Raw genomic sequence first — 13,336 nt, forward strand, 5'->3', positions numbered from 1 at the left:
CCCGGTTCTGGATAATTCTTTAACCCTCGCTACTTGACCGTCACGGTATGGATCTTGCCATCGACACGGACAAGGTAGATTCCCTTGTGGGGAACTGCAATGCCCTGGTCGGCAGCGCCGATACGGCCAGAAACGACAGCCTTGCCCTGGACGTCAAAAACGGCATAGGAGGAGCCGAGCCTTGCGCCGAGCACGCGGACCTGCATACCGGAAGTCACGACCTTGAGCGATCCGACGGAGGCAACCGCATGGATGGCGTCGGGAGCCGAGCTGGAAGATTCCGGATTCACGGTAGCAGAGCTGGAAGAACCCGGATTCACGGCAGCAGAACTGGAGGACGCCGGGACATCCGAAATGACGATGCCGGTAAGCTTGACAGGGTCAATCGCCTGCTTGTTCGCATCGAGGAATTCAATCTTCTTGATGGAGATTTCGCCGATGCCACCCTGAGCATCCTTGACTTCCCACTTGAAACCCTTGATTGTCTTGATGATGTCTGCTCCCGGAGGTGCATTCTTGTTCACCCAGTCAAGGATGGTTATCTTCGTGCCGTTCGCACCCTTGAAGCCCCATTCATCCGGGGTCATATCATAGGTGACGGCAACGTAGTCATCGGAGTTGTCGACATAGATACCCGGTTCAGAGCCGGCACCCAAATTTTGCAGTCCCTTTTCGGCATTTTCATCCGTAATGGTATTCAAGACGGCCATACGGATCGGGCCAGAAGTCTTTGCTGTCACGCGGACATACTTGATACCGAGAGCCGTGAAATCGACCCCGCAGGTCTTTGTCTGCTTGCATTCTTCCTTCTTGAACGACACCGCAATACCGGCAGACGGGTACTTGAGAACCACATTCGGAACATAAGCCGGTTCCGGGCCGATTTCCATGGAAGCTTCGGCATAGATAGAGCCGTCGTCCTTCCTGAACAGCGGAGAGGAACCCGAATCCGGGACCATCTTGGTGCCGATACCGAGCTTGTCATGGTAGGCGCCCCAGTTCCAAAGACCCGAGACACCGACCGTCGTATCGCCGCGTTCCATCTGGATACCGCCAATCTGGTTCACGGACGGAGCCTTGGTAGTATCCGGCGTGAATCTCGTAAAGCCGGAAAGATCATAGAGGTTAGGCATATTGCCCGTCAAGATGAGGAGGTAAAGCATGTTCAAGGTAGCCGGGTAATATTTTTCACCCGCGATACTTTCGCCGCAACCATCCACAGATGCACAGCTCTTCTTTTCCTTGAGGACCTTGAAAACCGTGTTAAGATAGGATTTCGCCTCGTCAGTGTTTATAGACGAAGTCGCAAGGCCAAGACCGCCGGAGAAGGTAGAAGAGACAAAGTTGCGCGAATCGCTTTCGTCCGCTATGTACGAGTTCATGTAATCTTGCCACTTGTAGCCAGAATTCACGCCACTAGCAGTGCGGGTTGTCGGAATGAGCCATTTAGTTACAGTTTCGTTGAACTTTTGCGCGTCGCTATCACCATACCAGTAATAGGCCCAAGCGGTACGCCACGGGGTACGTGCGGCGTCATCATAGAAACCAATATCATTGGATACGGCTGCACCCGGAGAAGAAATCGTCTTATGGTCGCTCCAACTGCACCAGTCTCCCACTAGACCGGTCTTGGAATCCTGACAAGCAAGCAAATCCTGCATTGCCTTAGAACGGATGGTAGACCACTTACTGTTATTCGTCACTTTTTCGAACAGGCGGTAGTGCCCCGGCACCACATAACTCGGGTTGAGAGCCGGATTCCAGTTGCTGCCCGGCTTGAGGGAGTTATTGCCATCAACATCGTTCTGGGCAATCCAATTAATAAGCGCCGTCGCATCGCTCAAATAACCAGCATTGTTCCACTGCTTGGATGCCATCACGAGGGCGAGAGCGGCATCTTCGTCGGCATCCGTAGCCGAACCGTTGTCAGCCTGGCAACCAATACGCCAATTCATGCCAGCGTTTTTAGCGCTACCAACCGTATTGGACGTCCAAACCTTATAAAGGTTCTTGAACACTTCTTCTTCGTCCATGTATACAGTAATCAACATACCGTATGCAATAGCTTCAGAAACGGTAGAGCATTTTCCTTCCGGTGCATACACCCAGCCGTTGCTGGCATTGTACCAAGCCTGCTTCCACAGTTTGTAATGTTCCTTGATCATGTCCGTATTGGCATATTCAATAATCGTGCCATGCGGGTATTTCATGTTCTGCGGGAAAGGGTACTGCCCTGCATTACCCATGGCTGCGGTCAAGAGAACCGCGCAAGCTGTCGCTTTTAGAAAAGTTTTCATAAACATCCTTGTTTTTGTGTTTTCCCACCCGGTTTAAATATAACTTGGCGCACCCAAAAACAACACCCCCGGACGTGTAATAAATAGATTGCAAATTGCCGAAAAAACGTCAAAAAAGCCCCCGGAAATTTTCCGGAGGCTTCGGGTGTATGGATTAGGATTCTTTTTTGCCTTAGCGGGTCACGCGGACCTTCTGCATTTCGCCGGTGAAGCGGTTGCGCAGCATGTAGACTCCCGAGGACTTCACTGTACCGGAAGTCTGGAGCATCCGGGCGGCAGCATCAAAACCGTAAGCGGAGAGTATGCCCATGTTTACGCCGTGCATGTCGAACACGTAGTAATCCTGGAGTGCGCCCGCATCAAACTTGACATTCGCAATGGAGGTCGTACCCGGGTCAATCGGTTCGGGGTCGGTCGCGTCCTTGCCCTTCACGAAGGTGAAGTAGTCCACATCGAACCAGGCGCCAGTCACGTCCATGCGGAGTATATGCTTACCCTCCGGGAGGGTCACGTTGGCGCTGACCTTGTTGTAGTCATCGTAGTTCTCCTCGCCGGACTTGGCTGCAGGAACCGAAATCACGTCGGTCAGGGCCTTGCCATCGAGGGAGAGCTGGAAGCTGGAGGTGGAACCTGCGGCAGCCACGGCGGCAAACATCGTGTAGTCGCCCGCTTCCTTCACGTTCACGGTCCATTCGAGCCAGTCGCCTTCGCTGTTGTAGCCCACAATCACGCCGGTAGCCTTCTTGTAGAGGTCAACGCCCGTATCCTTGCGGTAGTCGCTATCGCCGTGGTTTTCGGAATCGTCGCTGTAGGACTGGTTGCTCGTGCCGTCTTCGTTGACGCCCTTGCCCGGGATGTCGAAATCTTCGGCTTCCACCTTGCCCGGGAGCGCAATCGGCTGACCCTTGAACGGAAGCTGCGGTTCGGGCTCGACCGGAGTGAAGGTCACTTCATTCTGGCCCTTGTTGAGGTTCTTCGCGAAGTAGTCTTCGAGCCAGTTCATGGAAGCGCGCTTGCGGCCATCCTTTTCGATAAGGCCGGTGTTTGCCACCCAGGTAGAGCCGTTGATATAGCCCCAAATGGTAATGCCTGCAACCCACGGAGTTTCCCACATGAACGGAACCTGGTTTGCGTAATCGTTTTTCTGTTTGGTATCGTCCGCTTCGCCGATATCGTATTCCGAAACGAGAAGCGGTAGGCCCGTCTCGTTATGGATTCGGGTCATCTTGCTTTCGAAATCGTTCTTGCTCATGCCCTTGCAGTCGTGAGCCTGCTGGCCGTAGGCATCCACCGGAGCGCCATTCTTGAGAATGGTCTGGATAAGTTCGATACCTTCGTTGATCTGCCAGGAGAGCGTGTTGTAGTCGTTGTAGATAAGCACAGCCTTCGGCCAGCGTTCGCGGGCCATCTTGAAGGCGTTCGTGATAAAGTCGTACTGGTGTTTGCCATTCACCACGCGGTCGCCACCGAGGGCCTCGATAATGTAGGAGCCGCCGCATTCGGTATCGTCGGTGCTGTGGCCTTCGGCACCTGCAGCGGGCTTGCCGTAACCGGAGTGGTAGTTGTCGCCCGCCCAAATGGCTTCGTTCACCACGTCGATGTATTCGAGGTCCGGGAACTTGGCCGCAACGGCATCGAACCATTCGGTGATGTACTGCTTGGTTTTTTCTACCGTGATGCTCGGATTCTTCTTCTTGCAGAGGAAGTTCGGGTACTGGGAACCCCAAACGAGGGCGTGGAACTTGAAGTGACGCTCACCGGGCTTTTCCTTGGCCCACTTGTAGGCGCTTTCGCACTTGTCGAAGTTGTCCCAGGCGAACTTGCTTGTACCGCTGTTGCCGTTAGAAAGGGAATGGATGGAACCCCACTTACAGCCATTTTCGGGAGTAATCTGATTCCAATATTGAGCAAAGTCGCTACGGATCTGACCACCCGTAGTAATATTGCCCACGAACTTGGCGCCACCATCGGCGAGAGCTGCGTTAGCCACGGTTGCAAGGCCAGCGATGGCAGCGACAGCGAGAGAGAGAGAAAGATTTTTCATACACCACATCCTTTTTTATTGCCTATATTCCAAAATTACCTTGAAAAAGGTCAAAAAAAGCATGTCGGGAGGGTGTTTTCATGGACAATCTATCCATGAGAACAAGGCAAACGCATAAAGAAACGAATCCCGAAACTTTCGTTTCGGGACCCGTCTCTAAAATGCTAAACTCTTGGGTTTGCTATTAGCGGACCACGCGGACCTTCTGCATTGCGCCGGTAGCGCGGTTACGCAGCATGTACACGCCCGAGGACTTCACGTCGCTGGAGTTCTGGAGGATCTCCGCGGCCGCTTCAAATCCGTAAGCGCTCAGGACGCCCATGTTGACGCCGTGCATGTCGAACACGAAGTAATCCTGACGGCTGTTCGGGTCGTAGCTGACCTTCTGGGCGATAGCGTCCGGAGGAATTTCGCCGGCCTTCGTAATCTGGAACCAGTCGACATCGATATATCCCTTGGAAATTTCGAGAGTCAGGATCTGTTCGCCGGCATCGAGCTTGATGTTACCCTTGACCTGGTCGAAGGAAGTCCAGGAATCACCGGTAAATTCAAGCGTATCAGAAACAACCTTGTCGCCGACCTTGAACACGATGGAGCCAGTTCCGCTAGCAGCCACGTTTGCCGACACGACATAGTCGCCAGCCGAAGCCACGTTGATAGTGTATTCGAAGTAGTTTCCTGTCGGGTTGCAACCAAGAACAAGGCCGCCATTCTTTTCGCCAATCTTTACAGATGTACCCTTTCTATATTCCGTATTCCAGGAATCATCGCAATCGCCAGAAACGGAATAGGAGTTATTGCCCTTGCCCTTGCCCGGGATGTCGAAGTCTTCAGCTTCAATCTTGCCCGACAAGTCAAACGCCTTACCCTTGAACGGAGTCTGCGGTTCAGGTTCGACCGGCGTCAACTCGCCCGTCGGAAGGCCGGTATCGTTAGCGCCCTTGTTCGAAGCGAGGTATTCCTTCAACCAGGTCATAGCCGGACGGTCCTTGTTGTCCTTGATAATACCGGACGTACCATCATTCCATGTAGCGCCGTAGATATAGCCCCAGATGGTGATACCGGCAATATGTTCGTTCTCCATGAAGTAGGAAATCTGTTCGGAGTAGCACTTCTTCTGAACGTTATCATCGCTCGTGAAAATATCGTATTCACTGATGAACAGCGGAATCTCGGTCTTGTTCCAGATTTCTTCGATAGTGCTCTTGAGCGTATTGATGCTCAAGCAGGAGCCGCCACCGCCGGTACCGCCCTGGCCACCGCCCTGACTCATCATGTCATGGGCCTGCAGGCCGTAGGCATCCACCGGAGCACCGCCCTTCTTCAGCTTCTGAATGAGGTCGATACCTTCGTTCTTGTTCCACTGGACCGTGTTATAGTCGTTATAGATGAGGATCGCTTCCGGCCAACGTTCGCGGGCCATCTTGAACGCCGTCTGCACGAACTCGTAATTGCCGTTATCGCCGCCGAGAGCCGCGACAATGTTGTTGCCACCCTGCGAGCCGTAATTGGAATGGTACTTGCCACCCGCCTTGATGGCTTCGTTCACCACGTCGATCATTTCGAGTTCGGGGTAATGGTCCTTGACTGCATCCATCCAGGCGGTAATGGCCTTCTTGGTTTCATCGGCACTAAGACCGTTCAGCCAGTTCGGATACTGGGAGCCCCAAACCAGGGCGTGGAACTTGAAGTGGCCACCGTTGTTCTTCGCCCAGTTAAATGCAGCATCACAACCGCCCCAGTTGTAACGGCCACGGGAGCCTTCGATGGAAGCCCACTTGCACTCGTTTTCGGCGGTAATCTGGTTCCACAACTGCGTAAAGTCGCTGCGGACCTGGCCGCGAGTCGTAATGTTGCCTACGAATTTTGCAGCACCATCGGCCAAGCCGGGTCCTGCAAAAGAGAGAGTGGACGCTGCAATAGCAAATACAGCGGCCCTTTTAGCCCTAGAGAGAATGTTTTTCATGTTACACACATCCTTTTTTGAAGTTTCCCCATTTTAAAATATCCTCAAAAAAGGGCGGCTTCCCCTACAAGTGAATATTTCCCATTGACAAAATGTCCATAACCTCCAAAGGCAGGTTCCGGAGAATCCCGGAATCTGCTCTTTTTTGTAAAATTTCGTTAATTTATTTGATTCTTACTTAATTACACGGACCTTCTGCATTTCGCCGGTGAAGCGATTGCGCAGCAGGTACACGCCCGAGGACTTCACGTCAACGGAGGAACGGAGGATCTCCCGAGCGCCATCGAAGCCATAGGCGCTGAGGACACCCATGTTCACACCATGCATGTCGAACACGAAGTAATCCTGAAGGGCATTCGGGTCGTACTGGACCTTATGACCGATGAACGTCGTGGAATCATCAACAAACGGCTCATCCTTCACGATCGGTTCCGGGTCGGTCGCATCCTTGCCCTTCACGAAGGTGAAGTAGTCCACGTCGAACCAGGAACCGGTCACCGTCATGCGGAGGATATGCGTGCCGGCCGTGAGGGACACGTTAGCCTTGACCTTGTTGTAGTCGTCGTAGTTTTCTTCGCCCTGCTTGGCGGCCGGGACGCTGATGACATCGGTAATGGCCTTGCCGTCGAGGGACATCTGGAAGCTGGAGGTAGAACCGGCGGCAGCCACGGCTGCGAACATGGTGTAGTCGCCCGCTTCTTTTACGTTCACGGTGTATTCGAGCCAATCGCCTTCGCTGTTGTAGCCCACGATGATGCCGGTCGCCTTCTTGTAGAGGTCGACACCCGTCGTGTCCTTGCGGTAATCCTTCACGTCGCCGTGATTTTCGATATCGCTTTCACTGTAAGAAACGTTGCTCACGCCATTGGTTTCGCCGACACCGGAAATATCAAAGTCTTCGGCTTCGATTTTGCCCGGGATGTCGAATGCAGAACCCTTGAACAACTTGCGCGGCACAGGTTCGACCGGAGTGAGCACACCCGTCTTGAGGCCAGTCGTGTTCACGCCCTTGTTGCTCTTGAGGTACTCCCTCATCCACTTCAAAGCGGCGCGGTCCTGGCCATTCTTGACAATGCCGGAGCAGCCACTCGCAGTGCCGTTACAGTCGAGCCAAGTGCGACCATAAATGTAGCCCCAGATGGTAATGCCGGCAATGTGTTCGTTTTCCATGAAGTGAGAAATCTGTTCGGAGTAGCACTGCTTCTGGATATTGTCGTCGGTAGTTGCAATGTCGTATTCGCTGATGAACATCGGGGTCTGGGTCTTGTCCCAGATTTCCTTGGTAATGCTCTTGAGCGTATTGATGTTCAAGCAGACGCCGCCGCCACCGGTACCGCCCTGGCCACCGCCCTGGCTCATCATGTCGTGGGCCTGCAAACCATATGCGTCGACCGGAGCACCGTTTTTCTTGATGGTCTGGATAAGCTGAATGCCCTGATCCTTGTTCCACTGGACGGTGTTGTAGTCATTATAAATGAGGATAGCCTTCGGCCAACGTTCGCGCGCCATTTTGAAGGCCGTCGTCACGAAGGTGTAGTCACCATTGTTGTCGCCGCCAAGTGCCGGAATGATATTGTTGTTCTTGCCGTAAGGAGAATGATAGCTGTTGTTGCCCGTACGGATAGCCTCGTTCACCACGTCAATCATCTCGATTTCAGGGTAGTGTTCCTTAACAGCATCGAACCAGGCGGTAATCGCCTTCTTGGTTTCATCGACGCTGAGGCCGTTCAACCAACCCGGATACTGGGAGCCCCACACCAAAGCGTGGAACTTGAAGTGACCCCCGTTCTGCTTTGCCCAGTTATAGGCAGCATCGCAGGCACCCCAGTTGTAACGGCCACGAGTACCTTCGACGGAACCCCACTTACAGCCGTTTTCGGCCGTAGCTTGGTTCCAGAGCGCAGTAAAGTCTGAGCCGACACTATTACTCTGGGTAATGTTACCAATGAACTTTGCCGCGCCATCGGCCAAGCCGGGCCCTGCGAAAGAATACGCTGTTGCCGCAAGAGCGACAGCAGCAACCTTTGTTGCTGTTGAGAGAATATTTTTCATATCCACATCCCTTTTATGTTGATGTGGCAAGCACATCCCATGCAAGCCATGAATAAAACTATCTTGCGCACGGGCATAAATCTCACGGTCCGCCTACTATTCTATGGACAGTTTATCCACGGACAAAAGTTTACAGGGCGGCATTATCCAAATGTCCACAGGCGGTGAAAAAAGCCATTTTTAACGAAAATCGGGAATTTTCCACCCATCAGAAAATGTCAACACGCGGAATGGCCCTTTTTTGCGAAATTTGCCATTACCAAAATGTCAACAAACAAAACTTTACACAGGGCACAAGCCCCGACCGACTATAAAAGGGTTTAAATTATGTTTCGGTAAGTATGTGGTGTTTGGGAAAAAAAGGAGTCAAAAATGCATTTTCCCAAACTTTTAGGCGTTGCTAGCGCAATAGCAATGTCGAGCAGCCTGGCTTTTGCCTGGAGTATCGACGGAGTGGTAAAATCCAAGGTCTCCGGCCGCTTGCTCGCCGGCGTAAAAATCAGCACCTTCAATTTCGGAGGTTTCGAAACCACCAGTGCCGAAGACGGCACGTTCAGCCTCAGCGGCGGAAGCGATGCGCTCGCCGGAGCCAAGGCCGCGGACATGTCAATCCACATGGAAGGCACGACCCTCACCCTCTACAACGTGTACGCGAATAAGCTCAAGGTATCCGTAATCAGCGCCCTGGGCAAGGTCCTCAAGGAAAGCAACCTTCAGACCGTCCAGGGAATCGTCACCCTAGACATGGGCAAACTTGCCCGCGGCACGAAGTTCATCCGCATCAGCGCGGACAGCCAGAACAGCACCTTCATGGTGAACGACAAGGGCGTCACCGCACTCAAGAAGGAAGGCGAAACACTGCCATCCCTCCAGTTCTCGCTTGACGGCTACGCCAACTTTGTCTACCAGATGCAGGCCGAAACCGAGACCGGCGTGACCATCGAGATGGTCCGTCCCTCGAGTTCAAGCTCCAGTGACAACAACCCGACCGTATCTTCTTCTTCCGAAAAGCAGGTCGTCTCTTCCAGCAGCAAGACTCCGGACGACACACCGGTCGATTGCTCCAGCAAGACGGCCAAGGCCGGCAAGCAGAACATGAGCGTGACGGTCGACGGCAAGAAGCGCACCTTCATTATGTACATCCCGGATTCCTACAAGGGCGACAAGCCGGTTCCCCTGTTTGTGGACTACCACCCGGTTATGGGTAGCGGCTCCGGTCAGTTCAACGACACGAAGTACAGGTCCCTTACGGAAAAAGAAGGCGTAATCTCGTTGTACCCCGATGGCACCAAGTCCGCGGACGCTAGCAAGATGGGCCCGGGCTGGAACGTGGGTCCCTGCTGCTCCGACGATGACGACGTCAAGTTCTCTCGCGAAATGATCGCTGCTGTCGAAGAAATCGCCTGCATCGACAAGAAGCGCGTGTACGCAGCCGGCTTCTCGATGGGTGGCGGCATGAGCAACCACGTGGCTTGCTTCATGTCCGATGTCTACGCCGCAGTCGCTCCTGCAGCTATGGACTTGAACAAGACCAACAGCGCCCAGTGCAACCCGACTCGTCCGATTTCCATCATCATGTTCCGTGGCACAAACGACCCGGTCTGCAAATACCAGGGTGGCGACAGTGGCTATGGTGACGGTCTGAACTTCTTGGGCGCCGAAGGTAACTTCAAGTTCTGGGCCCAAAAGAACGGCTGCACGGGCAGCCCGAGCAAGAACTCCAATGGTTGTGACGAATACTCCAACTGCCAGGATGGCACGAAGGTCGTGCTCTGCACCAAGCAGGGCGGCGGCCACGACCAGGGCGACGGCAACGTCGGTTGGCCGTTCCTGAAGCAGTTCACCCTCCCGTAACATTTTCGGATTAGATGTACTCTCTGCTAAATCCCTCGGTGCATGCCGGGGGATTTTTCATGGTGCCTGTGCAGCCACCTTTCGAAGGCGATTTCCCATTCTTCCTTCTTGTGCTTGACGAAAGGCTTTTCCTTGTGAAGATGCGCGAGCAAACAAACAAACGCAAGCGTCGCCACTGCAAACCCCGCGATGCAGCACAGCTTGACAACCTGCAGCATCAGACTACTGTCGTTAATCAGTTCCATTCTAACCCCAAGCAACCGCTTCGAAAATTTCCAAACCAACAGATTTTCTCGTCGCAGTCAGCGCCTTGTTTTCACAAGGGAAAATTGCCAACCTTGTTGAACAAACATCCTAAACCGCGCGCAAATATAAAATCAGCCCATTGGACTGTCAACGAAAAATGGCTCCGTCACAAAATAAAAATCATTTATTTTTCTTACTTCGGCAGAATCGGAAGGCTTTTTTTTTGTTATATATGAAACAATCTCGCACAGGAAAACACATGAATTCACGCCACGCAGAAGCAATCGCCCTGATCAAGCAACTTTCCCCGTTGCTGGACGAGGAGTCCGAAGTATTCCGTGAACTCGCCGTGTTCTTTGGGCACGATGCGAAAATCGAAGTCCACCGAGGAGACCTTTCAAAATTCCTGGGGCGCAAACGTCTCTACCGCGTCATCCGTCTTAAAGCAGAAAACTTCAAGGCCTGCGCCTACAGGCTCGTCGACGAGCATCCCGAAGCGATGGACGCGCTCGGCATGCTGCGCTACTACAAGGCAGCCTCCCCCATCCGCTGGGAAGAAATCGAGAACGCCGAAATTGCCCTTGGCAAGGAACTCACGATGGGAGCCTACGGCTGGGCGCCCGATGCGTGGACGGCATTCGAAAGCAGCGACTGCGCGGATTCGCCTGACAAGTACGAGATGGTCGCCATCCTCGCTTTCGATTTTGGCGACTAGGACAAGCTACTGCTTCACGAATTCGAAGAACGAGACACCGAGAGCTTTTTTCTTGGCGGTTTCGAGGTATTCGGCAAAAGGCAATTCCACGGTCTTTTTGAGGATTTGCGATGCATGCCGCAGCATGGGGACCTGCCCCGGCCTCAGCACGATGAATCCTGTATGGTAGGCGTCAATGATATCGAGCTTGCTGATGAAGGCGACTCCAAGCACAGTCAGGTTCCCTTCGTGCACGGCAGAGGCCCACGCCTTCGCCTTTTCGAGGGTCAGATAATTTATCTGCACCTGCGGCTCGGGGTCATCGAACTTGATCTTTTTAGACGCGAAGAACTTTTTCTTGGGCATAGTGCGCACGATTGTCGTATCTCCATTGATGCGGATTCCGCGGGAGAACTTGCCTTCGCCCACCCAGTCCGTAAGCAGGTAGTGCTTACGGGTGCGGTAAGAAATTTTGCCATCGAAATAGCGGATGCGCTGCAGTACATTAAAGAGAGAATCCTCGTGGGATGCGTTCGCAAGGGCAAGCGCATGCTCCATGTATGTCACGCAATCGACAGAGTCCAGATAAACTAGCGGTTTTGGTTCGATAGGGTCGAACGTTCCTTCGCCCATGGGACCAATACGATAGGGAATCTTCAGGAGCATGCGGGAGAAGTATTCGAGCCGTTCATGAAAACCCGAAATTCCCTGCGCCGCAATCCACATGTCCTTCATCTTCATGTACGAAGCGTTGCCGGCGTTCGCCCAGCGGACAAGCGAAACCCAGATCGAATCCATCATGTCCTTGCAGTCGGCATCCTTGTTCTTGCCCGTCTCGTTCAAGTATAGCGCAACGGAAAGGGTATCGCCCATAGCGAATATGTAGCCCGCGAGCCCGTGGACCTCGCTGATGTAGCCCGTCTTGAACTTGGTAAGCCATGTTTCCTGCAGGTCCATCATGCGCTTGCTGCCCGAACCGATGCCCGGGCGCGCGAAACTGTTGATATAGAAGTCTCCCTTGGGGTGGCGCGCCATGGCGGCAAGCATCTGCGTTTCCGACGACGGCTTGATCTTGTTCTTGCTCGATAGTCCGCAGCCGTCGAACACGACAAAACCGCTGGTGTCGACGCCAATCTCGTTCAAGAACTTGGCCTCCATGGCCTTCGCCTTTTCGACATTTCCTTCGCCCGTCATGAAGGCGGCCATGTTGCGGAACAGGGATTCGGCATGCAGGTTCTGGCTTTTCTGGTTGATTTCATCCATGACGCTCAGCAACGGCGCCGCGGAAAAACTGAACTGCTGGAGCTTGGCGCCCATGGGGGCGTCGGGAGCTTCGGCATAGCGGATGCCGCGCTTTTCAAAAGCGGTCAGGAGCGCCGCCTTGAAATATCCGATGGCGCCACGCACGGGCACGGTAATCTGCGTCGAATCCGACTCGATGTCGAATTCCCCTTCGAGCTTGACGACAGGTTTATCGGGGTCCATCTCGCGTGTCCACTTGAGCTTCTGCTTGCGTTTGCGCTTGTTCCGGGGAGCCACTTTCGTGACGAGCTTGTTTTCGATCCGCACGTAGCCCACGTCCGGATGCACGCTCACCTGGACCAGGTCGCCTTCCTTCGCACCAGGCTTGATGCGTATCAGTGCGCAGTTGTCGTTGAACTGCAGCGGCGTGACCTCGGCCCCGTACCAGAAATCGTAAAAATCCTTGCGCCAGTGTTCCGGTTTCCACGGGCCGCTATAGTAGGAGGAATCCAGGTCGATGCGTCCCTGGATGAAGTCGATTCCGAGAGCCCTGATGGAATCGGCTACTGCATAGAACCAGTAAAGCGGATCCTTGTAGTAGCGCGCAGAGAGGTTCGGGTCGCCTTCGCCGCGTACGTTCAGCACGCCCCGGAATGTGCCCCCCTGCATGTTCCCGTTGAGCGTCACCTTCGTTTCGGGAGCGTAGTCGAGCGGAAGCCAGTGGAGCGCCGTCGCCGTCGAGAGCGTCTTCATGGTGCTTGCCGGAGTAAAATACTCGTCTGCCTGGATATTCAGCAGTTCCTTGCCCGTACTCACGGAGCGCACGGAAAGTCCCAGCTTGGAGCCCGGAAGCAACGAATCGACATAGACCTGGAACGAATCCAACGGGATGTCTGCAAAGAGCGAGGATACAGACAACGTTATCAAAAATGCAATGTATC

The 13,336-nt window shown here is 53.7% G+C and carries 8 protein-coding genes; 2 read left to right on the forward strand and 6 right to left on the reverse strand.

What is annotated here, in order from left to right:
- Nucleotides 1-29: 29 nt before the first annotated feature.
- From B2310_RS03215 to B2310_RS03230, 4 genes are all read right to left on the reverse strand, one after another.
- Nucleotides 30-2,297, reverse strand: a complete 2,268-nt coding sequence (locus tag B2310_RS03215; protein ID WP_290728627.1) for a glycosyl hydrolase family 8 — start codon at nt 2,295-2,297, stop codon at nt 30-32.
- Between the two features lie 172 nt (nt 2,298-2,469).
- Entirely contained in the window at nt 2,470-4,341 is a 1,872-nt protein-coding gene (locus B2310_RS03220; RefSeq protein WP_290728629.1) for a cellulase family glycosylhydrolase, read from the reverse strand.
- A gap of 184 nt (nt 4,342-4,525) precedes the next feature.
- Nucleotides 4,526-6,226 carry an endo-1,4-beta-xylanase gene (locus B2310_RS03225; protein WP_290728631.1) on the reverse strand — a complete coding sequence of 567 codons (1,701 nt, stop codon included), beginning with the start codon at nt 6,224-6,226 and terminating at the stop codon, nt 4,526-4,528.
- A gap of 255 nt (nt 6,227-6,481) precedes the next feature.
- Complete coding sequence (locus B2310_RS03230) at nt 6,482-8,359, reverse strand: endo-1,4-beta-xylanase (protein WP_290728633.1); 1,878 nt, start codon at nt 8,357-8,359, stop codon at nt 6,482-6,484.
- Between the two features lie 372 nt (nt 8,360-8,731).
- Here B2310_RS03230 and B2310_RS03235 point away from each other — a divergent pair, with 372 nt between their 5' ends.
- Nucleotides 8,732-10,213, forward strand: coding sequence for a PHB depolymerase family esterase (locus B2310_RS03235; protein ID WP_290728635.1), 1,482 nt, complete (start codon nt 8,732-8,734; stop codon nt 10,211-10,213).
- 26 nt (nt 10,214-10,239) lie between these two features.
- Here the strand turns inward: B2310_RS03235 and B2310_RS03240 are convergent, their stop codons facing one another.
- Complete coding sequence (locus tag B2310_RS03240) at nt 10,240-10,458, reverse strand: hypothetical protein (protein ID WP_290728637.1); 219 nt, start codon at nt 10,456-10,458, stop codon at nt 10,240-10,242.
- A 260-nt stretch (nt 10,459-10,718) separates the two neighbouring features.
- Here B2310_RS03240 and B2310_RS03245 point away from each other — a divergent pair, with 260 nt between their 5' ends.
- Complete coding sequence (locus B2310_RS03245) at nt 10,719-11,174, forward strand: hypothetical protein (protein ID WP_173365235.1); 456 nt, start codon at nt 10,719-10,721, stop codon at nt 11,172-11,174.
- Between the two features lie 6 nt (nt 11,175-11,180).
- On the opposite strand, the gene dacB is transcribed toward B2310_RS03245, so the two are convergent.
- Nucleotides 11,181-13,322, reverse strand: a complete 2,142-nt coding sequence (dacB, locus tag B2310_RS03250) for a D-alanyl-D-alanine carboxypeptidase/D-alanyl-D-alanine endopeptidase (protein ID WP_290728639.1) — start codon at nt 13,320-13,322, stop codon at nt 11,181-11,183.
- Nucleotides 13,323-13,336: the final 14 nt, after the last annotated feature.

It is taken from the genome of Fibrobacter sp. UBA3629 (assembly GCF_002374005.1).
Lineage (GTDB): Bacteria > Fibrobacterota > Fibrobacteria > Fibrobacterales > Fibrobacteraceae > Fibrobacter.